This window comes from Stenotrophomonas sp. YJH_SMC_80 (genome assembly GCF_059372495.1).
On sequence record NZ_JCAFVP010000022.1, the window covers coordinates 23,956 to 44,642 of the forward strand.

17 protein-coding genes are annotated in these 20,687 nt (G+C 68.2%); all 17 read left to right on the plus strand.

Annotated features, from left to right (window positions below; translation table 11 throughout):
* Window positions 1-69 precede the first annotated feature (69 nt).
* Window positions 70-2,316, plus strand: a complete 2,247-nt coding sequence (locus AC5P99_RS20395; protein ID WP_495213503.1) for a CocE/NonD family hydrolase — start codon at window positions 70-72, stop codon at window positions 2,314-2,316.
* A 162-nt stretch (window positions 2,317-2,478) separates the two neighbouring features.
* Window positions 2,479-3,609 carry a flagellar biosynthesis protein FlhB gene (gene flhB / locus AC5P99_RS20400; protein ID WP_227860266.1) on the plus strand — a complete coding sequence of 377 codons (1,131 nt, stop codon included), beginning with the start codon at window positions 2,479-2,481 and terminating at the stop codon, window positions 3,607-3,609.
* A gap of 44 nt (window positions 3,610-3,653) precedes the next feature.
* Window positions 3,654-5,714 carry a flagellar biosynthesis protein FlhA gene (flhA, locus tag AC5P99_RS20405; protein ID WP_176414773.1) on the plus strand — a complete coding sequence of 687 codons (2,061 nt, stop codon included), beginning with the start codon at window positions 3,654-3,656 and terminating at the stop codon, window positions 5,712-5,714.
* 145 nt (window positions 5,715-5,859) lie between these two features.
* On the plus strand, window positions 5,860-7,482 hold the full coding sequence (flhF, locus tag AC5P99_RS20410) for a flagellar biosynthesis GTPase FlhF (protein WP_495213504.1): 1,623 nt from the start codon (window positions 5,860-5,862) through the stop codon (window positions 7,480-7,482).
* A complete protein-coding gene (locus AC5P99_RS20415; protein WP_005409532.1) occupies window positions 7,469-8,356 on the plus strand; it encodes a MinD/ParA family ATP-binding protein in 888 nt (295 codons plus the stop codon). Before flhF ends, AC5P99_RS20415 begins: the two co-directional genes overlap by 14 nt.
* Window positions 8,353-9,096 carry an RNA polymerase sigma factor FliA gene (locus AC5P99_RS20420; RefSeq protein WP_005413248.1) on the plus strand — a complete coding sequence of 248 codons (744 nt, stop codon included), beginning with the start codon at window positions 8,353-8,355 and terminating at the stop codon, window positions 9,094-9,096. Before AC5P99_RS20415 ends, AC5P99_RS20420 begins: the two co-directional genes overlap by 4 nt.
* 57 nt (window positions 9,097-9,153) lie before the next feature.
* The gene (gene cheY / locus AC5P99_RS20425) at window positions 9,154-9,546 is read left to right on the plus strand and encodes a chemotaxis response regulator CheY (protein WP_005413247.1); all 393 of its coding nucleotides are present in this window, start codon (window positions 9,154-9,156) and stop codon (window positions 9,544-9,546) included.
* On the plus strand, window positions 9,546-10,151 hold the full coding sequence (locus AC5P99_RS20430; protein ID WP_010482455.1) for a protein phosphatase CheZ: 606 nt from the start codon (window positions 9,546-9,548) through the stop codon (window positions 10,149-10,151). The genes cheY and AC5P99_RS20430 overlap by 1 nt, the downstream gene beginning before the upstream one ends.
* 2 nt (window positions 10,152-10,153) lie before the next feature.
* Window positions 10,154-11,983 (plus strand): chemotaxis protein CheA, encoded by a 1,830-nt coding sequence (locus AC5P99_RS20435; RefSeq protein ID WP_099604697.1) that lies wholly within the window; start codon window positions 10,154-10,156, stop codon window positions 11,981-11,983.
* A gap of 101 nt (window positions 11,984-12,084) precedes the next feature.
* Entirely contained in the window at window positions 12,085-12,825 is a 741-nt protein-coding gene (locus AC5P99_RS20440) for a flagellar motor protein (RefSeq protein ID WP_005409527.1), read from the plus strand.
* A 1-nt stretch (window position 12,826) separates the two neighbouring features.
* A complete protein-coding gene (gene motD / locus AC5P99_RS20445) occupies window positions 12,827-13,843 on the plus strand; it encodes a flagellar motor protein MotD (protein ID WP_005409526.1) in 1,017 nt (338 codons plus the stop codon).
* 4 nt (window positions 13,844-13,847) lie between these two features.
* Complete coding sequence (locus AC5P99_RS20450) at window positions 13,848-14,630, plus strand: ParA family protein (protein WP_012480096.1); 783 nt, start codon at window positions 13,848-13,850, stop codon at window positions 14,628-14,630.
* On the plus strand, window positions 14,627-15,847 hold the full coding sequence (locus AC5P99_RS20455) for a chemotaxis protein CheW (protein WP_495213505.1): 1,221 nt from the start codon (window positions 14,627-14,629) through the stop codon (window positions 15,845-15,847). Before AC5P99_RS20450 ends, AC5P99_RS20455 begins: the two co-directional genes overlap by 4 nt.
* Before the next feature lie 286 nt (window positions 15,848-16,133).
* A complete protein-coding gene (locus AC5P99_RS20460) occupies window positions 16,134-16,442 on the plus strand; it encodes an STAS domain-containing protein (RefSeq protein ID WP_495213506.1) in 309 nt (102 codons plus the stop codon).
* Entirely contained in the window at window positions 16,439-16,804 is a 366-nt protein-coding gene (locus tag AC5P99_RS20465; RefSeq protein WP_005409521.1) for a response regulator, read from the plus strand. The genes AC5P99_RS20460 and AC5P99_RS20465 overlap by 4 nt, the downstream gene beginning before the upstream one ends.
* A gap of 45 nt (window positions 16,805-16,849) precedes the next feature.
* On the plus strand, window positions 16,850-18,841 hold the full coding sequence (locus AC5P99_RS20470; protein WP_005409520.1) for a chemotaxis protein CheA: 1,992 nt from the start codon (window positions 16,850-16,852) through the stop codon (window positions 18,839-18,841).
* Window positions 18,842-19,211: 370 nt separating this feature from the next.
* Window positions 19,212-20,687, plus strand: a 1,476-nt coding sequence (locus AC5P99_RS20475; protein ID WP_495213507.1) for an MCP four helix bundle domain-containing protein, incomplete at its 3' end; no start/stop codon positions are given.

Consider the following 20,687-nt stretch of genomic DNA (forward strand, 5'->3'; position numbering starts at 1 on the left):
TTGGTTGGCCTTCGGTAGATCCACGCCACGCGTGGATGCGCCGTTCCACCGTCATCCAAGGAAGCGCCCGTGGCCCTACGCACCCCCCTTGCTGGCCTGTTGCTGGCCCTTGCTGTTGGCCACGCCAACGCCGCTGATCTGCCGTGGTCATTGCCAGCCGATGCTTCCCCGGCCCAGGTCGACGCTGCCCTGCAGGCCCTTGGCAAGGGCGTGCTGAAGTCGCCCAGCCTGACCGATGTACAGCGCGGCCACGCGTTGGTGGCGGCGGGCCAGACGGCCGAAGCGCGGCGATCGATCCAGCAGGCACGCGCATCGCTTGCAGGCGAAGGTGATACCGCAGCAGTGCAACGCTGGGTACCGATGCTGCTGCTCGTCACCGCCGGCGAGCAGGACGCAGCGGAGTATGCGCGCGCCTTCCACGCCACCTTCGCCGCCCTCGACGACGTTGCCGCGGTGCAGGCCGGTGCCGCACTCTCGGTTGAGCCAGCCCCGGTGCGCGCCCAGCTGGAGCAGGCCGTCGCGGCACAGGCGGGGGCGACGACCATTGCCGAGGCTGTCGCCCTGGAACTGCTGCGCCTGCGGGCGGTACTGCGTGCGCAGACCCTGGCCGCTGCCCTGGCCCCTCCGCTGGTCGCGGCGGAAGAGCAGCGCCGCTTCGCCATCGACGACGCATTGCGCATCCCCGTTGGCGATGGCGTCGTGCTGTCGGCGCAGCTGGCCCGCCCTCGCGCCGCATCGGTGCCCCTGCCTGCGGCCATGCTGTTCACCATCTACACCGATCCACCCAAGAATCGGCAGAAGATGCTGCTGGCCGCCGCGCATGGCTACGCCGGCATCGTGGTCGATGCGCGCGGCAAGGGCCAGGGCACGGGCACCATCGCTCCCTACGAACATGACGGCGAGGACGCCAATGCGGCCATCGACTGGATCAGCCACCAGCCATGGAACGATGGCCGGGTCGCCATGTATGGCGGCAGCTACGAGGGCTTTACCGCCTGGGCAGCAGCGCGCCATCACCATCCCGCACTGAAGACCATCGTGCCCTACGTTGCCGCCATCCCCGGCCAGGGCCTGCCGATGGAGAACAACGTGTTCCTGAGTGCCAACTACGGTTGGGCGTTCTATGTGGCCAATGGCCCGATGCTGGACAACGATACCTACGATCAGAACGAGCGCTGGTCGCAGCTGCCGCGCCGCTGGTATGCCTCCGGCCGCCCTTACCGGCAGATCGACCAGATCGACGGCACGCCCAACCCCTGGCTGCAGCGCTGGCTCGATCACCCGACGTACGACGCCTACTGGCAGTCGATGGTTCCCTATGGCGACCAGTTCGACGACATCCGCATCCCGGTGCTGACCGTCACCGGGTACTACGACGACGGCCAGATCTCGGCACTGCAGTACTTCAAGGACCACCTGCGGCACCGCCCCGATGCCGACCATGCCCTGCTGATCGGCCCCTATGACCATCGCGGTGCGCAGTCGGCGCTCAAGCCGATGCAGCTGCGTGGATACGACCTGGACGCCGTCGCGCAGTTCGACACGCCCGCACTGACCTTCCAGTGGCTGGACCATGTGCTGCGCGGCGCGCCGCGCCCTGCGCTGGTGCCTGACCGCGTGAACTACCAGCTGATGGGCGCCAATCGCTGGGGGCATGCGGCAACACTGGACGCCGCCGCGGGCGCTCACCACCGCTACCACCTGTCGGCCGCACCCGCTTCCGCCGATGGCTACCACCGCCTGCAGGAACAGCCGCCAGCGCCGGGCCAGCTGGGGCAGACCGTGGACCTGGGCGACCGCAACGAAATGCGGCATGGCTACTACCCGTTCCCGATCATCGCGGCGCAGGACGAAAGGGATACCGCGCTGTCCTTTGCCACCGATCCCTTTGCCGGTCCGATGGATCTGGTGGGCAGCTTCTCCGGCGACCTGAAGGTACGGATCAACAAGCAGGATTTCGATTTCACCGTCACCCTGTACGAGTTGCTCGCCGATGGACGTCGGATGCAGCTGTCCTACTACATGGGCCGGGCCAGCCATGTACGCGACCCGACAACGCGCCTGCTGCTGCAACCCGGGCAATGGATCCGCCTGCCCTTCGACCGCACGCGCATGGTGGCGCGCCGACTGGCCGCCGGCAGCCGCCTGCTGGTGAAGGTGGATGTACTGAAGGACGCCATGCACCAGGTCAACCACGGCACCGGGCGCGATGTCAGCGACGAGAGCGTGGCCGATGCGGGTGAGCCGCTGCGGGTAGACTGGCACAGCGACAGCATGGTGTCGATTCCGCTGCAGCCGGTGACGCCGGACGGATGATTGCGCCGGGCACGGCCCGGCGCTACCCGTGCCGCCGCCCGCCATCACGGAACGGTTCCTGCCGCACCCTCCTGTAGATCCACGCCATGCGTGGATGCGCCACCCGCCATGCGTGGAACGGTTCTTGCACGCACCCCGGCATCCCCTGCCGCAGTGCCCGTGATGTCCGAGAACGAATCCGCCGGCGAAAAGACCGAACAACCCACCGAAAAACGCCTGCGCGACGCCCGTGAACAGGGCAACCTGCCGCGCTCGCGCGAACTCGGCACGGCCGCCGTATTCGGCGCCGGCGTGCTGGCGGTGATGGCCATGAGCGGTTCGATCGGCCGCGGCGCCAGCGCCTGGATGAAGCACGCGCTCAGCCCCGAACAGAGCCTGCGGCAGAACCCGAAGGAACTGTTCGGCCACTTCGGCGACCTGCTGCTGCAGTTCATGCTGGTGATCGCACCGCTGGTGCTGGTCTGCCTGCTGGCCAGCTTCGTCGCCCCGTTGGTGATGGGCGGCCTGCGCTGGTCGCAGAAGGCGTTGCTGCCCGACATCAACCGCATGAACCCGATGAGCGGGCTCAAGCGCCTCTATGGCCCCGAGGCCATTGCCGAATTCACCAAATCGCTGCTGCGCGTGGCCTTCGTCGGCGTCGCCGCAGGGCTGGTGGTCTGGACCGGCTTCGACACCCTGCGCGGGCTGATCCACCACCCGCTGGAAACCGCCATCACCGATGGCCTGGGCTTCACCCTGCGCCTGCTGCTGGCCACCGCCGGCGCGATGCTGGTGCTGGCCGCCATCGATGCGCCCTACCAGCGCTGGAACTGGATGCGCAAACTGAAGATGACCCGTGAAGAGCTGCGCCGGGAAATGAAGGAAAGCGAGGGCAGCCCCGAGGTGAAGGGCCGCATCCGCCAGCTGCAGCAGCAGATGGCCAACCGCCGGATGATGGAGGCGGTACCCACCGCCGACGTGGTGGTGGTCAACCCGACGCACTACGCGGTGGCCCTGAAGTACGAGGGTGGGACCATGAATGCTCCCACCGTGGTCGCCCTGGGCGTGGACGAAACCGCCCTGCGCATCCGTGAGGTGGCCGACGGCAACAAGGTCGCGATCGTCTCCGCCCCGCCTTTGGCACGCGCCTTGTATCGGGAAGGCCAACTCGGAAAGGAAATCCCCGTGAGACTGTATTCGGCCGTCGCCCAGGTCCTGTCCTACGTCTACCAGCTGCGCGCCTGGCGCACTGGCCCGATGCCGGACGCCCCGCACATCCAGGTGGATGAATTCGGCAAGGGGGGCCGCCCGTGAGCGCCCAGCCCTCCACCGGCTTCAACACCCGCCGCGCCCTGGAAATGATCCGCCAGGGCCTTGGCGCACCGCTGATCGTGCTGGCCCTGCTGGCCATGGTCGTGGTCCCGCTGGCCGCGCCGGTGCTCGATGCGCTGTTCACCTTCAACATCGCCATCTCGCTGATGGTGCTGCTGGCGGTGGTCTACGTGAAGCGCCCGCTGGACTTCACCATCTTCCCGATCGTGCTGCTGATCACCACCATGCTGCGGCTGGCGCTGAACGTGGCCTCCACCCGCGTGATCCTGCTCAACGGCCAGAACGGCCACGACGCCGCCGGCAAGGTCATCGCCGCCTTCGGCGAATTCGTGATCGGCGGCAACTATGCGGTAGGCATCGTGGTGTTCGCGATCCTGACCATCATCAACTTCGTGGTCATCACCAAGGGCGCCGGCCGCGTTTCGGAAGTGACCGCGCGCTTCATCCTCGACGCGATGCCCGGCAAGCAGATGGCGATCGACGCCGACCTCAACGCCGGTTTGCTGACGCGTGAAGAAGCCAAGCTGCGCCGCGAGGAAGTCCGCGAGGAAGCCGACTTCTACGGCGCGATGGACGGTGCCAGCAAGTTCATCCGCGGTGACGCCATCGCCGGCATCCTGATCCTGTTCATCAACATGCTCGGCGGCCTGGCCGTGGGCGTGCTGCAGCATGGCATGCCGTTCGGCGAAGCCGCTGCCACCTACACCCTGCTGTCCATCGGTGACGGCCTGGTGGCGCAGCTGCCGGCCCTGCTGGTCTCCAGCGCGGTGGCGATGCTGGTGACCCGCGCCTCGCGCTCGCAGGACATGGCCCAGGCGATGACCGGCCAGGTGTTCGGCCAGTACCGCGCGCTGGCGATCACCGCCGGCATCATCGGCGTGGTCGGCCTGGTGCCGGGCATGCCCAACGTCGCTTTCCTGACGCTGGCCGCGATCCTTGGCTTCATCGCCTGGAAGGTCTACCGCAAGGGCAAGGCCGCAGCCACCGACCCGGCAGCCGCCGGCAATGACGCGGCCGCACTCAACGCACTCGGCCGCCCGGCGGCAGCTGCGCCGACCGCCGAACTGAGCTGGGACGAACTGCGCCCGGTCGACCCGCTGGGCCTGGAGGTCGGCTACCGGCTGATCCCGCTGGTGGACAGCAACCAGGGCGGCGAACTGATGGCGCGCATCAAGGGCGTGCGCCGCAAGCTGACCCAGGACGTCGGCTTCCTGATCCCGTCGGTGCATATCCGCGACAACCTGGAACTGCCCGCCAACGGCTACCGCGTGCTGGTGCACGGCGTGCCGGTGGCCACCGCCGAGATCCACCCCGACCGCGAACTGGCGCTGGACCCGGGCAGCGCGCTGGGCACCCTGGAGGGCATTGCCGGCAAGGATCCCGCGTTCGGCCTGGATGCCACCTGGATCCAGCCGCACCAGCGTGCCCAGGCTGAAACGCTGGGCTACACCGTGGTCGACCCGGCCACCGTGGTGGCCACCCACCTCTCGCACCTGATCCGCGAACATGCGCCGGAACTGCTCGGCCACGAGGAAGTGCAGCACCTGCTGGCCAACCTGGCCAAGAGCGCGCCCAAGCTCGTCGAAGATCTGACGCCGAAGGCGCTGCCGCTGTCGGCAGTGGTGCGCGTGCTGCAGAACCTGCTGGTCGAGCGCATCCCGATCCGACAGCTGCGCAAGATCGCCGAAGCGCTGGTCGAACACGCGCCCAGCAGCCAGGACCCGGCGGTGCTGACCGCTGCCGTGCGCACCGCGCTGGGCCGCTTCATCGTGCAGGAGATCGCCGGAATGTCGGCGGAGCTGCCGGTGTTCACCCTCAACCCGCAATTGGAACGTGTCTTGCAGGAGTCCACGCAGGGCAACGGCGCCGCGCTGGAACCCGGACTCGCAGAGCGACTGCACCAGAGCCTGGCCGAATGTGTCAGCAAGCAGGAAGCGCGAAACGAGCCGGCGGTCGTGCTGGTACCGGGCCCGGTGCGCGCCGCGCTGGCGCGCCTGGTCCGCCACAGCGTTCCGTCGCTGTCGGTCCTGGCCTACAGCGAGGTGCCGGAGGACAAGCGCCTGAAGCTGGTCGGAACGATCAGCTGACGCCGCCCACCGATGCGCCAGAAAACAGACACCACCTTCGAACCAACGCAACAGACAGATACCAAGGGGAACCCGCACCGTGCAGACCACCGACCACCCGAGTTCTCCGACCGCCACCCCGCCGTCTTCGTCCCGTGACCACAGCATGAAAATCAAACGATTCGTCGCCGCCGACATGCGCTCGGCCATGAACCTGGTGCGCAAGGAACATGGTCCTGACGCCGTGATCCTGTCCAACCGCCGGATCGAGGAAGGCGTCGAGATCGTCGCCGCGGCCAACTACGACGAGAGCGCCGTGCAGCGTGCACTGGAAGCCTCGCGCCGTGATGTCGCACCGCCGCCGGCACCCAAGCCGCGCACCGCTGCTGACGCGGTGATCGCCGCGGTCACCCGCCGCCGCAGCGCTGCCCCGGCGCCGGAGCCGGTGGCCGCCACCACCTCGGCCGTGGCCGCCCTCGCCCGTGCGGCCGTGGGTGCCACCGGCCGCACCTTGGACAGCGCCGACGAGATCGTGCCGACCCGCGGCAGCACCGGCTTCGCAGCCACCCTGGCGCGCGCCACCGTCAACGAACCGGCGCTGCCCGAACAGATCTTCGCCCCGTTCGCCGAGGCCATCGTCGCACCGGGCCCGGCCGTCACCGCGCCGGCCAACCGCGCCCGCTTCCAGATCGACCCGCCGCACGACACGCATCACGAAAGCGTGCCCCCCGCCGTGCAGCCGCCGCCGCTGCCGGGCGCTGCCATGGCCGATGTCCAGCCTGACATCGCCGCCAGCGAAACGGCAGCGCTCGAAGCCGTCGCCGAAGCCAGTCCGGCCCCCGTGCTGGCCCCGGCACCGACGCTGACCGTCGTCGCCCAGGACGACGCCGAGATCCGCCAGCTGCGCCAGGAAGTGGCCGGCATGCGCCAGGTGATCGAGCGCGAGATGAACCGCTTCACCGACGAGCGCCTGCGCGGCTGCCCGGTACGCGCCACCGCGCTGGACCTGATGGACGAGTACGGCTTTGATGCCGGCCTGGCCCGCGACGTGGCCATGCAGATTCCGCTGGAGACCGAAGCCCACCGTGGTCGCGGCCTGATGCTGGGGCTGATCTCGCGCAAGCTGCCGATCGCCCCGGTCGACCCGCTGGAAGAAGGCGGCGTGATCGCCCTGGTCGGCCCGACTGGCGCCGGCAAGACCACCACCATCGCCAAGCTGGCCTCGCGCTTCGCCGAGAAACACGCGCCGCGTGACGTCGCCCTGGTGACCACCGACACCACCCGCATCGGCGCCCGCGAGCAGCTGTACGGCTACGGCCGCCAGCTCGGCATCGCGGTGCACGAAGCCAACAGCGGCACCGACCTGGACCAGCTGCTGGAACGCCTGAAGGACTACAAGCTGGTGCTGATCGACACCGCCGGGCTGGGCCCGCGCGACCGCGCGCTGGCCGCGCAGCTGCAGTGGCTGCGCGCCGCCCGCCAGGTACGCACCCTGCTGGTGCTACCGGCCAACACCAGCTTCGGCGACATGGACGAGGTGGTCCGCCGCTTCGGCGCCGCCAACCTGCAGGGCCTGGTGTTGAGCAAGCTGGACGAGACCGGCCGCTTCGGCAACGCCCTGTCAGTGGCCGTGGACCACGCCCTGCCGATCACCTGGGTGACCGATGGCCAGGACGTTCCGGAGGACCTGCACCGGGCCAGTGCGGCCAATCTCGTACTTCGCCTTGAAGATTTGCGCCGCGCGGCCGATATGCCCTGCAACCCGGAGTTGAACCATGCCGTCGCGTGAGTACGCCAAGCTGACCAAGACCTTCCCGCTGTCGGCCACCCGCAGCGAGCCGCTCGGCCCTGTGCGCACCATTGCCGTCACTGGCGGCAAGGGCGGCGTGGGCAAGACGAATGTGTCCGCCAACCTGGCGGTGGCACTGGCCGGCATGGGCAAGCGCACGCTGCTGCTGGACGCCGACCTGGGCCTGGCCAACATCGACGTGATCCTGGGGCTGAACCCGACCTTCACGCTGGCCGACCTGGTCGCCGGCCGCTGCTCGCTGGACGACGTCATCGTCGAAGGCCCGAACGGCGTGCTGGTGGTGCCGGCCGCGTCCGGCCGCCGGCACATGGCCGAGCTGGCCCCGGCCGAGCACGTCGGCCTGGTCAACGTGTTCTCCGAGCTGGAACGCGAACTGGACATCATGGTGGTGGACACCGCCGCCGGCATCACCGACGGCGTGCTGACCTTCTGCCAGGCCGCGCAGGACACCGTGGTGGTGGTCTGTGACGAGCCGGCCTCGATCACCGACGCCTACGCGCTGATCAAGGTGCTGTCGCGCGAACGCGGCGTGGACCGCATCCAGGTAGTGGCCAACATGGTGCGCGACCCCAACGAGGGCCGCGTGCTGTACGAAAAGCTGACCCGCGTCTGCGAGAAGTTCCTCGCCGATGTCTCGCTGAACTACCTGGGCTGCGTGCCGCAGGACGACTGGCTGCGCCTGTCGGTGCAGCGCCAGCAGCCGGTGGTGAAGGCCTACCCGTCCAGCCCGGCCGCGCTGGCGATCACCGAGATCGCGCGTCGCACCGCACGCTGGCAGGCGCCGACCGAACCGCGTGGCGGCGTCGAGTTCTTCCTCGAGCGCATCCTCAAGCAGCGCGGGGTGGCCGCATGAAAGGCGCAGCCCAGTACAGGGAAGTCCAGCGCTCGGCGGCCAACGAGGTCATCGCCCAGCATTCGGACCTGGTGCGGCGCATCGCCCACCACCTGGCCGCGCGGTTGCCGGCCAGCGTTGAAGTGGACGACCTGATCCAGGCCGGCATGATGGGCCTGATCGAAGCGTCGCGCAGCTACGACGCCGACCAGGGCGCCTCGTTCGAGACCTATGCCTCGATCCGCATCCGCGGTTCGATGATCGACGAGATCCGCCGTGGCGACTGGGTGCCGCGCTCGGTGCACCGCCGTGCCCGCGATGCCGCCGCCACCATCCGCCGCCTGGAACAGAGCAGCGGCCGCGCCGCCAGCGCCACCGAGGTGGCCGCCGCGATGGAGATGCCGCTGCCCGAATACCTGCGGTTGATGGAGGACGCCGCACGTGGCCAGGTGCTGAGCCTGGAGTCGCGCATCGAGGACCAGGGCGAGCTGGACACCGTCGCCCAGGGCGGCCCGACCCCGCAGCAGGTGCTGGAGCGTGGTGAATTCGGCCGTGAGCTGGGCAAGGCCATCGGCCACCTGCCCGAGCGCGAACAGCTGGTGCTCTCGCTCTACTACGAGCAGGAACTGAACCTGAAGGAGATCGGCGCGGTGCTCGGCGTGAGCGAGTCGCGGGTCTGCCAGATCCACGGCCAGGCGGTGCTGCGCCTGCGTGGCCGGCTCAAGATTTTCGAGGCGGCGGACGCCGGCCTGGAAGAATGAACATGCCCGAGGCGGCTGCCCCCGGCCGCCCGGAATGAACAACAAAGGAACTCTGCTTTGAACAAGAACATGCGCATCCTGATCGTCGATGACTTCTCGACCATGCGTCGGATCGTCAAGAACCTGCTGGGCGATCTGGGCTTCACCAATACCGCCGAAGCCGAGGACGGGCATGCCGCGCTGTCGCTGCTGCAGAGCCAGCCGTTCGATTTCGTGGTCACCGACTGGAACATGCCGGTGATGACCGGCATCGAGCTGCTGAAGGCGATCCGTGCCGATGCCAAGCTGAAGACACTGCCAGTGCTGATGGTCACCGCCGAAGCCAAGCGCGAACAGATCATCGAAGCCGCCCAGAACGGCGTGAACGGCTACATCATCAAGCCGTTCACTGCGCAGACGCTGGAAGAGAAGCTCGGCAAGATCTTCGAACGCCTGGCGGCCAGCGCCTGATGGATACCACGGTCGACAAGAGCGCCCTCGCCCTGCGCCTGCAGGAAGCCCTGGACGCACTCGAGTCCGGTGACGAGGCCGCCTGGCGGCAGCGCATCGACGGACTGGTCGCGCTGCGTACGCAGCCGATGATGAGCGGCCTCTCGCGGCTGGCCCGCGAGCTGGGGCAGGCACTGGGTGAGCTGCCGACCGTGCCCAGCGAGGCCGGTGAGCTGGACGACGCCTGCGCACGCCTGGACCACGTGGTGGCCATGACCGAACAGGCCACGCACCGCACCCTGGACCTGGCCGAGGAATGCCGCAGCCTGACCGAACAGCTGCGTGCTGAAGGCCTGCAGCCGGGCCAGGACGCGCAGCTCGAGCGCATCCGCCACAACCTGACCGAGATCGCCCTGACCCAGAGCTACCAGGACCTGACCGGGCAGATCATCCGTCGCGTGGTCGGCATCGTCCGCCGCGTGCACGAGGGCTTCGGCGCACTCGGCCTGCCGCCGGAACAGCATCGCACCGACCCGGAACTGGCCGGGCCGGCACTGAAGGGACTGGACCGCCACGCGGTCTCGCAGAACGACGCCGACGACCTGTTGTCGGATTTGGGGCTGTAAGCATGAGCGCGGTATCCGACGACATCACTGCCGATTTCATCATCGAGGCACAGGAAATCCTGGATCGCCTGGGCGAACAGCTGGTGTCGCTGGAGCAGGCACCGCAGGACACCGAGCAGCTCAACGCGGTGTTCCGTGGATACCACACGCTCAAGGGCGGTGCCGGCTTCCTTGGCGTCACCGCGATGGTCGAACTGTGCCACGCCGCTGAAGAGGCCCTGGGCATCGCGCGTGCCGGGCAGGCGGTGCTGCAGGCCCACCACTTCGACGCCGCCCAGCAATCGCTGGACTACCTGCAGTCGATGCTGGACGCCGTGTCCTCCGGCACCGAGCCAGGCTATGCGCCGCCGGACCTGATCGCGCAGTTCGACATGAACGGTGGCACTGCCGCGCCGGTCGCTGCGGCCGCGCCTGCGGCAGCCGGCAGCGACCTGATCACCGACGACGAATTCGAGGCCCTGCTCGACCAGCTGCATGGCGGCAACGCACCGACCGCGGTCGCGCCGCCCAGGAAGGCCGACGACGGCCTGATCAGCGAAGACGAGTTCGAAGCGCTGCTGGACCAGCTGCACGGCGGCGCTGCGCCAGGCGCGAAGCCTGCTGCCACCGTCGCGGCGGCACCTGCCGCTGCACCGCGCCCGGCGCCCGTACCGGCGCCCGCCGCCAAGCCGGCGGCCAAGCCGATGGCCGAGGCCGAGCACACCGTGCGCGTGGACACCAAGCGCCTGGATGCGATCGTCAACCTGATCGGCGAACTGGTGCTTTCCCGCAACCGCCTGAAGACCCTGCGTGCACGCCTGCGCGACGAGGAGCTGGACCGCGCCGTATCGACGCTGGACATCGCCACTGCCCGCCTGCAGTCGGCGGTGATGCGTACCCGCATGCAGCCGGTGGGCAAGGTGTTCTCGCGCTTCCCCAAGGTCGCCCGCGACGTCGCCCGCTCGCTGAAGAAGGAAGTGGACCTGGAGCTGGTCGGCGCCGAAACCGAACTCGACCGCAACCTGGTCGAAGCACTGGCCGATCCGCTGGTGCACCTGGTCCGCAACGCCATCGACCATGGCGTGGAAATGCCCGACCTGCGCGAAGCACAAGGCAAGCCGCGGATGGGCCATGTACGCCTGTCGGCGCAGCAGGAAGGCGACTACGTCAGCATCGAGGTGCAGGACGATGGCGCCGGCATCGACCCGGAGAAGCTGCGCGCGAAGGCGCGTGAGAAAGGCCTGATCGATCCGGAAGCCGCCGCCCGCCTGAGCAGCGAGGAATGCCTGCACCTGGTGTTCCTGCCCGGCTTCTCGACCAAGCAGCAGGTCACCGACATCTCCGGCCGTGGCGTCGGCATGGACGTGGTGCAGTCGCGCATCCGCGAACTGAGCGGCCAGATCCAGATCCAGTCGGAACTGGGTCGTGGCAGCCGCTTCCTGATCCGCGTGCCGCTCACCCTCGCGATCCTGCCGACCCTGCTGGTGCAGGCCGGCGAGGACGTCTACGCGCTACCGCTGGCACGCGTGATGGAAGTGCTGCACGCGCCGCGCACCTCGCTGGGCTGGTTCGATGGCCGCGCCGTGCTTGATCGCCGCTCGCACACCCTGCCGCTGGTCGACCTGCGCCAGTGGCTGGATGTGACGCCGGCCGCGTCAACCCTGCTGACCATCGTGGTGCTGCAGGCCGGCGAAGCGCGCTTCGGCCTGGTCGTGGACCAGGTGCGCGGGCGCGAGGAAGTGGTCATCAAGCCACTGCCAAAAGCCCTGCGCGGCCTGCGCGGTTATGCCGGTGCAACGTTGATCGGCGATGGTCGCATGGCACTGATCCTGGACGTGGACGGCATACGCTGAACGCCGCCGGGCAAGGCCCGGCGACCCGAAAACTGTGACTACCGTCTGTACGCATTCTCCCGGTGTCTCAAGTCCCATTCATACAAGCCGATACCGGAACCATGGATAGACTCAGCCTCATTGGACTCTTTCTCGCCCTGGCCTCGCTGGTCGGTGGCAGCATCCTCAAGGGCGCCGGCCTGGCGTCGCTGTGGTCGCCTGCGGCGTTCGTGATCGTCATCGTCGGTACCGTTGCCGCGATCCTGCTTCACACCTCACCGGCGGTGTTCAAGCATGCGTTCAAGATCGTGCGCTGGGTCGTGCGCCCGCCGCACAGCGATCGCCGCGAACTGATCCAGCAGATCGTCGAGTGGAGCAACATCGCCCGCCGCCAGGGCCTGCTGGGCCTGGAATCGCAGGTGGAAGCGCAGCAGGACCCGTTCCTGCGCAAGGGCCTGCAGCTGCTGGTGGACGGCGTTGAACCCGAATCGATGCGTCACATGCTGGAGATCGAACTGGGCAGCCAGGAGCACCAGGACCAGGCCGGCGCCAAGGTCTTCGAAGCGATGGGCATCTACGCGCCCACGCTCGGCATCATCGGTGCCGTTCTCGGCCTGATCGCGGTGATGAAGAACCTGGCCGACCCGAGCAAACTCGGCCACGGCATCGCCGCCGCGTTCACCGCCACCATCTACGGCATCGCCTCGGCCAATCTGCTGTTCCTGCCGATCGCCGCCAAGCTCAAGAGCGTGATCTCGCACAACACCCGCGACCGCGAAATGGTCATTGAAGGCCTGATTTCGATCGCCCAGGGCGAGAACCCACGCAACATCGAAACCAACCTCTCCGGCTTCCTGCACTGACATGGCCCGCCGCAAGCACCACGAAGAGCACGCCAACCATGAAGCATGGGCGATCCCCTATGCCGACCTGATGACGTTGCTGCTCGCCTTCTTCGTGGTCATGTACGCGATCTCCTCGGTCAACGAGGGCAAGTACCGGATCATGGCCGACGCGCTCACCGATGCCTTCGGCGGCGCACCGCGCACCATCAACCCGGTGCAGGTGGGTAACAAGCAGGTGCAGGGTGGCGGCTGGGACAGCCCCTCGGTGATCAAGTCCGGCACCAAGATCGGCCCCTCCGCGCCCGCGCCGTCGCACGACCCGACCCTGCTGCCGTCGATGGCCTCGCAGATGCGCATGCCGGTCTCCGTGCACAACCAGGAACAGATCGCCCGTGCCGAGCGCCAGCTCAACAGCATCGCCGACCGCCTCACCGCCGCACTGGCGCCGCTGATCGACCGCGGCATGATCAGCGTGCGCCGCACCGAGTTGTGGATCGAAGTGGAGATCAACAGCGACATCCTGTTCCCCACCGGCTCGGCCGCGCTGGACGTGCATGCACGGCAGACGCTGGCCAGCCTGGCCGAGGTGCTGCGTGACGTGCCCAACAGCGTGCGCGTGGAAGGCCATACCGACAACGTGCCGATCGCCACCGCCACCTTCCCTTCGAACTGGGAACTGTCGGCCGGACGCGCCGCCAGCGTGGTGCACCTGTTCGCCGACCAGGGCGTGCAGCCATCACGGCTGGCGATGGTTGGCTATGGCCAGTTCCGTCCGCGCGAAGAGAACGACAGCGCGCAGGGGCGCAACCGCAACCGCCGGGTGATGGTCATCATCCTGGCCGACACCTCGCATTCGGTGGATCCGCTTGGCCAGCGCCTCAATGCGGCCACCGGCGCCGTCGACGACAGCACCACCGAACAGGCCGCCGCAACTCCGGCCACCGCCCCCACCTCCCCCATCGCACCGGTGAAGTTGCCGCCGGTGCCGGCTGGCAGCCGCGTCGGCGCCGCCGTTCCCCCGGCAATGAAGGAGTAAACCGATGCGCATCTGGGCAGTCGCCAACCAGAAGGGCGGAGTCGGCAAGACCACCACCACCCTCGCCCTCGGCCGCGGCCTGGCCGCGCTTGGCCATCGCGTGCTGCTGATCGACCTCGATCCGCATGCCTCGCTCAGCCGCGCCTTCGGCGTGCCGGTGGATCCGCCGCCGGCGGGCGTGCTGGAACTGTTCGGCGCCCCGCCGGCCGATCTTTCCAGCCTGTGCCATGCCAGCAGCATCCACGGCCTGGACTACGTCTGCGCGCAGTCGGCGCTGGCCACGCTGGAGCGCCGCAGCGCCAACCAGCCCGGCCTCGGCCTGGCCCTGCAGAACGCACTGGCGCGTCACCAGGGCCAGCACGACTACATCCTGCTGGACTGTGCCCCCACCCTTGGCCTGTTGATGATCAACGCACTGGCCGCTGCCGACCGCCTGATCATTCCCACCCAGGCCGAGCCGCTGGCCCTGCATGGCCTGGACGGCATGGTCCGCACCGGCGAGATGGTCGAGCGCTCGCGCCGCCGCCCGCTGCCGATCTCGATCCTGCCGACCCTGTTCGACCGCCGCACCCGCGCCGGCAACGAGTCGCTGCGCACGATGCAGGATCGCCACGGCACCCGCGTCTGGGAAGACGCCATTCCGATCGACACCCGCATCAGCAATGCCGCAGGCCTGACCCTGCCCAGCGTTGGTGAGGACTACCCGGGCCGCGGCCTGGCCGCCTATCGCCGCGCACTGAACTGGATCCTCGTTGAGGATGCCCGTGCCCTGGAGCAGGCCGCATGAACAGCACCGGCGTACTGGACGACTACCTGGACGAACTGCTGGGCGAAGCGATCGCCCCGGCGGCCGTCGTGCTGCCAACGCCGGACAGCGCCGCCCCGGCTCCGGACAGCACATCGGAACCGGAACGCGAGCCGACCTGGGATGACCTGCCGGCCGAGGTGATCTACGAAACCGACACCGTCGCCGCGGTGCCTGCCGTGGACAACGCCGGGCTCGAAGCCGCCTTCGAGGCGGCCACAACGGCCGAGCGCGAGCCCACCTGGGACGATCTGCCCGCTGAAGTGATCTATGAGACGGACGCTGTTGCTGTTGCCGTTGCCCCGGCACAGGACGAGGCAGCACTGGAAGCCGCCTTCGAGGCCGCCGCAATGCCGGTCGCCGCTCCCGAGCGCGAACCGACCTGGGATGACCTGCCTGACGAGGTGATCCACGAGACGACCCCGGCCCAGGCCGGCCCGGAGCCCACCTGGGACGACCTGCCCGACGAAGTGATCTACGAGACCGACGCGGCCGACAGCCATCAGCTCGCCCACACTGACAGCCCCGGTCTGCAGGCTGCGTTCGAAGCCGCTGCGGGTGGCGAGGATGTCCCCACGCCGCCACCGGCCGTGGTTGCGCCCCCGGCACCGCGCCCTGCACCCGCGCCCGCCCCGGCCGCGCGTGCTGCCGCCGCGCCGCCGCCCCGCGTCGCCCTGGATGCCCCGGCCACCAACCGTCCCGGTACCTGGCAGGAGCTGCAGGCGCAGGCGCACCAGCCCGCCAGCAGTCCGCACCCGCAGAACCGCCGCGCCGGCGAGCGCACCTCGCGCTGGCTGCGCCTGCGCTGCGGGACTCAGGCCTATGCGCTGGAACTGCTGAAAGTGCAGGAAGTGGTGTTGCCGGTGCCACTGCTGCCGTTGCGTGGCACGGCACCGGCGATGCTCGGGATCATGAACCTGCGTGGCCAGGTGGTGCCGGTGATGGACCTCGGCCTGCACCTCGGCGCCGCAGCGGCAGAAGACGATGCCCTGACCCGCATCGTGGTGCTGGAAGAGGACGGCGAGACCATCGGCCTGCGCGTGTCGGCAGTGGAAGATGTCGCCAACCTCACCGATTCACAGATCGAACCCCCGGATACCGCCCGCATCTGCCAGATCTCCAATGATCTGTTCCGCGGCGTCGCCCGGGTCAGCCAGCGCCCGATGATCCTGCTGGACGCCACACGGCTGTTGAGTTGATCTGGAAAAAAGGGGACGGAGGGGATTAAGTCGCAAGTGGCTCGGCGCTTTGCGCCGACGCGGTACCTGTCGGGGACGCAAGGAGTTGATCCGTTGGATCAACACCTTACGTCCCCACTGCGCGGTCGCCGTTGCCGAGGGGGCTGCAGTAGCGCCAGGTCGCTTGCGACTTGATCCTCTCCGTCCCCTTTTCAGCTGCGACCGCATCGACGCACCGCGTCGATTCCTCTAAAGAACCCCGCCGGGGTGCCGTTATGGATCACGGAACCGTTTGTCCGGAGCAACGATGAGCACTGTCGAACTGGGTGAGGATCTCGGCATCGAGAGCAGCACCGAGCTCAAGAACCGCCTCGCCCCGCTGGTGGCGCAGGCAGGCGAGCTGACCCTGGATGCAAGCCAGGTCGCCCGCATCCACACGGCCGCCGTGCAGGTGCTGTGTGCATTCGTGCAGGCCCGCCGCGAGGCAGGCCTGGGCACCGACTTCCACGGTTGCACCGCAACCTTCCGTGACGCCGCGCGCCTGCTGGGCGTCACCCAGGCCCTGGGCCTGGACGTAACCCATGACAACCTGAAATCTGTGGAGAACGCTGCATGAGCGCACGTATCTTGGTGGTGGACGATTCGGCGTCGATGCGCCAGATGGTTTCCTTCGCCCTCACCTCGGCCGGTTTTGCCGTCGAAGAAGCCGAAGACGGCGCGGTCGCGCTCGGTCGCGCCAAGGGCCAGCGCTTCAACGCGGTGGTCACCGACGTCAACATGCCGAACATGGACGGCATCGCGCTGATCCGCGAACTGCGCCAGCTGCCGGACTACAAGTTCACCCCGTTGCTGATGCTGACCACCGAATCGGCCGCCGACAAGAAGTCCGAAGGCAAGGCCGCCGGTGCCACCGGCTGGCTGGTCAAGCCGTTCAATCCGGAACAGCTGGTCGCCACCGTGCAGAAAGTGCTGGGCTGATCGCCCCGCACCGCTCCCCTTCTTCGCTTCCGGACCACCACTGCCATGAGCATGGACCTGCAACGCTTCCACGCCACCTTCTTCGAGGAGAGCCGCGAAGGCCTCGACGCGATGGAGGCTGGCCTGCTGGCCCTGGAATCGGGGCAGCAGGACGCGGAGATCATCAATTCGGTGTTCCGCGCCGCCCACTCGATCAAGGGCGGCGCCGGCACCTTCGGCTTCGATGCCATCGCCGGCCTGACCCACGTGCTGGAAACGCTGCTCGATGAGCTGCGTGCCGGCAAGCGGGCCCTGGAAGGCCATGCCGTCGATGCCATGCTGTCCTCGGTGGATGTACTGCGCGCCCTGCTGCGCGAAGCCGAACATGGCCAGGCCGCAGACCCCGCGGCGGTCGCCGCAGTGAAGGCGCGCCTCGAAGCCGTTCTCTCCGGCCAGGCCGCACCGAGCGCGCCGGCCGCTGCCGCAGCCAAGGTGGACGATACGCCGGAAGCCTGGCAGATCGGGTTCACCCCGGCACCCTCGCTGTTCATGAGCGGCAACGACCCGTTGCGCATCATCCGCGAACTGGAACACCTCGGCTCGCTGCAGGTGGCCGCGCGCATGGAACGCCTGCCGGGCTTCGCCCAGCTCGACCCGCTCGAGGCCCACCTGGCGTGGGACCTGGGCCTGGTCGGCAAGGTGCCGCGCAGCAAGATCGAAGACACCTTCGCCTGGGTGCTGGACGACTGCGAGCTGGACATCCGTCCGGCAGCGCCGCCGAGCCTGGCAACCCAGGCGCCCGTTGCTGCATCCCCTTCCACACCTGCTGCCGTCGTGCCGGCAGCGCCTGCTGCGCCTGCCGCCGGCGGTGCTGCCACCCAGGAAGCCGAAACGTCGATCCGCGTCAGCGTCGACAAGGTCGATGCGCTGATCAACCTGGTCGGCGAACTGGTCATCACCCAGGCCATGCTCAAGCAGGTCTCGCACGCGCTGGACCCGGTCCACGCCGAGAGCCTGTTCGCCGGCCTGGACCAGCTGGAACGCAACACCCGCGATCTGCAGGAAGCGGTGATCGGCGTGCGCATGCTGCCGGTCGACGCGGTGTTCCGCCGCTTCCCGCGCCTGGTCCGCGACCTGTCCAGCCGCCTCGGCAAGCAGGTGCGCCTGCGCACCGTCGGCGAGGGCACCGAGCTGGACAAGGGGCTCATCGAAAAGATCGCCGATCCACTGGTGCACCTGGTGCGCAACTCGATCGACCACGGCCTGGAAATGCCCGACGTGCGTCGCGGCGCGGGCAAGGACGAAACCGGCACGATCACCCTGGCCGCTTCGCACCAGGGCGGCCATATCGTCATTGAAGTGAGCGACGACGGCCGCGGCCTGGATCGCGCCAAGATCCTGGCCAAGGCCACCGAACGCGGCCTGGCCGTACCGGACAACCCGACCGATTCGCAGGTCTGGGACCTGATCTTCCAGCCAGGCTTCTCCACTGCCGATGCGGTCACCGACCTGTCCGGGCGTGGCGTCGGCATGGACGTGGTTCGCCGCAACATCCAGGCACTGGGCGGTGAGGTCCAGATCGAAAGCAGCCTGGGTACTGGCACCCGCACGCTGATCCGCCTGCCGCTGACCCTGGCCATCCTCGACGGCATGACCGTGGCGGTTGCCGGCGAAACCCTGATCCTGCCGCTGGCCTATGTGCTTGAGGCGTTGCAGCCGCAGGCCGAGGACATCCGCAGCATGGCCGGCGAAGGCCGCGTGCTGCGCGTACGTGGCGAGTACCTGCCGATCCTCTCGCTGAGCGAGTACTACGGCTACGGCAACCGTGCGCCGGGCAGTGAATCGCTGGTGGTCGTGGTCGAAGGCGATGGCCAGAAGATCGCACTGGAAGTGGATGAACTGGTCGGCCAGCAGCAGGTGGTGGTGAAGAACATCGAGAACAACTACCGCCGTATCGGCGGGGTGTCCGGTGCCACCATCCTTGGCGACGGCCGCGTCGCGTTGATCGTCGACATCGGCGGACTGGTGCGCTCGTTGCGGATGCCGCAGGCCGCCTGATCCACGCTGCATGCGTGTACTGGACCGCCGCCCTTCGGGGCGGCGGTTTTTGTTTGTGCGCGCTCTGCCAAGGGGGTCGGATCCCTTTCCGCAGGAAAGGGATCCGACCCCATCCCTTCTGTGAACTCCGTCGCCATGATGGTTGCGGGCGCAACTACTTCATCCAAGCGAAAGTACGCCGCTGCAACGCTTTCGCGCTGTCATCCCTACGCAACCGAATGTGATCTGCGTCCATAAAGTCCACGCGGACGGCGCCGTTATTTCGCAATGACGGTCGTCACCGAACCCCACCGGGCACCCCCGTTCGCTCTGCAACCACCCCCGAACCGGCGCACAGACGCCGGCACTCTGCCCACCTGGAGCACCCTGCATGAAGTGGTTCCAAGATCTGCCCATCGCCCGCAAGCTGGCCGTGGGGTTCACCCTCACCACCTTGATGACCCTGATCCTCGGCGCCTTCGCACTGCTGCGCCTGAGCGAAGCCAACGCGCAGTTGCGCGAGATGGCTGGCAACGACATCCCCTCGGTCCAGCACCTGGGCGAGGCGCGCTCGCAGCTGGGAGAATTCCGCACCTATGAACTTGCACAGCTGAGCATGCTCGACCAGCCGGAGAAGGTCGCCGACTACAACAAGCGCATGGACGACACCGCCAAGGCCGTGCATGACGAGCTGGCCGCTTACTCGGCGCTGCCGGCGCTGGCCAAGGAGCGTGAACTCTATCGCGCGGCCAGCGCACAGCTGGACCGCTACTTCGCCGCCAACAAGGCGATGCGCGACGCCGTGGCCGCCGGTGATGGCGCTCGGGCACAGCAGATATCCGACGAGCAGTCGCGCCCGGCGCGTCGCGACCTGTTCGCTGCGATGAAGGCCCTGGGCACCCACATCGCCGGCCAGATGGACGGCAAGATCGCCGACGCCAACGCCACCCATCGCAACAGCATGATCGCCATCATCGGCTGCATCGTCCTGCTGTCCCTTGTGGCCGCTGCGCTGGCCATCGTCATCTCACGTGCAGTGACCGGCCCCCTGGGCAAGGCCGTGAACGCCATCCAGGCCGTCGCACGCGGCGACCTCAGCGTCACCACCCAGAGCACCGGCAAGGACGAGGCTGGCCGCATGCTGGCGGCCACCGCCGACATGACCGCGATGCTGCGCCGCTTCAGCGAACAGACCCAGTTGATGGCACAGATGCATGCCGGCCCGGACATCAGCCACCGTATTCCGGAAGACTTCCCGGGCGTCTACGGCCAGCTGGCCAGCGGCATCAACACGGTGATCTTCGAACACCTCGATGCGATCGTCGATGCCATTGAAGTGCTCAACCAGTACGCCATCGGCAACCTCGCCCCGGACGCCCGCCGCCTGCCCGGCAGCCGCGCGATCCTGCACGAGTCGATGGACGCGGCCAAGGCCAGCCTACTGGCCATCAACACACAGATCCAGCAGCTGGCCTCGGCCGCCGCCGCCGGCGACTTCAGCCAGCGCGGTGATGCGCAGCGTTTCGATCACGATTTCCGCGTGATGATCGAGCAGCTCAACAGCATGATGCAGGTGGCCGACGGCAACCTCGGCCAGCTCTCGCAGCTGCTGCAGTCGATCGCCGCCGGCGACCTGACCGCACGCATGGACGGCCAGTTCAACGGCGTGTTCGCGCGCATGCGTGACGACGCCAACACCACCGTCGCACAGCTGACCCAGATCGTCGGCCAGATCCAGGCCAGTGCCTCCAGCATCACCCTCGCCGCTGGCGAGATCGCGTCCGGCAACAGCGACCTGTCGCGCCGTACCGAGCAGCAGGCCGCCAACCTGGAAGAGACCGCCGCCTCGATGGAGGAACTGACCTCC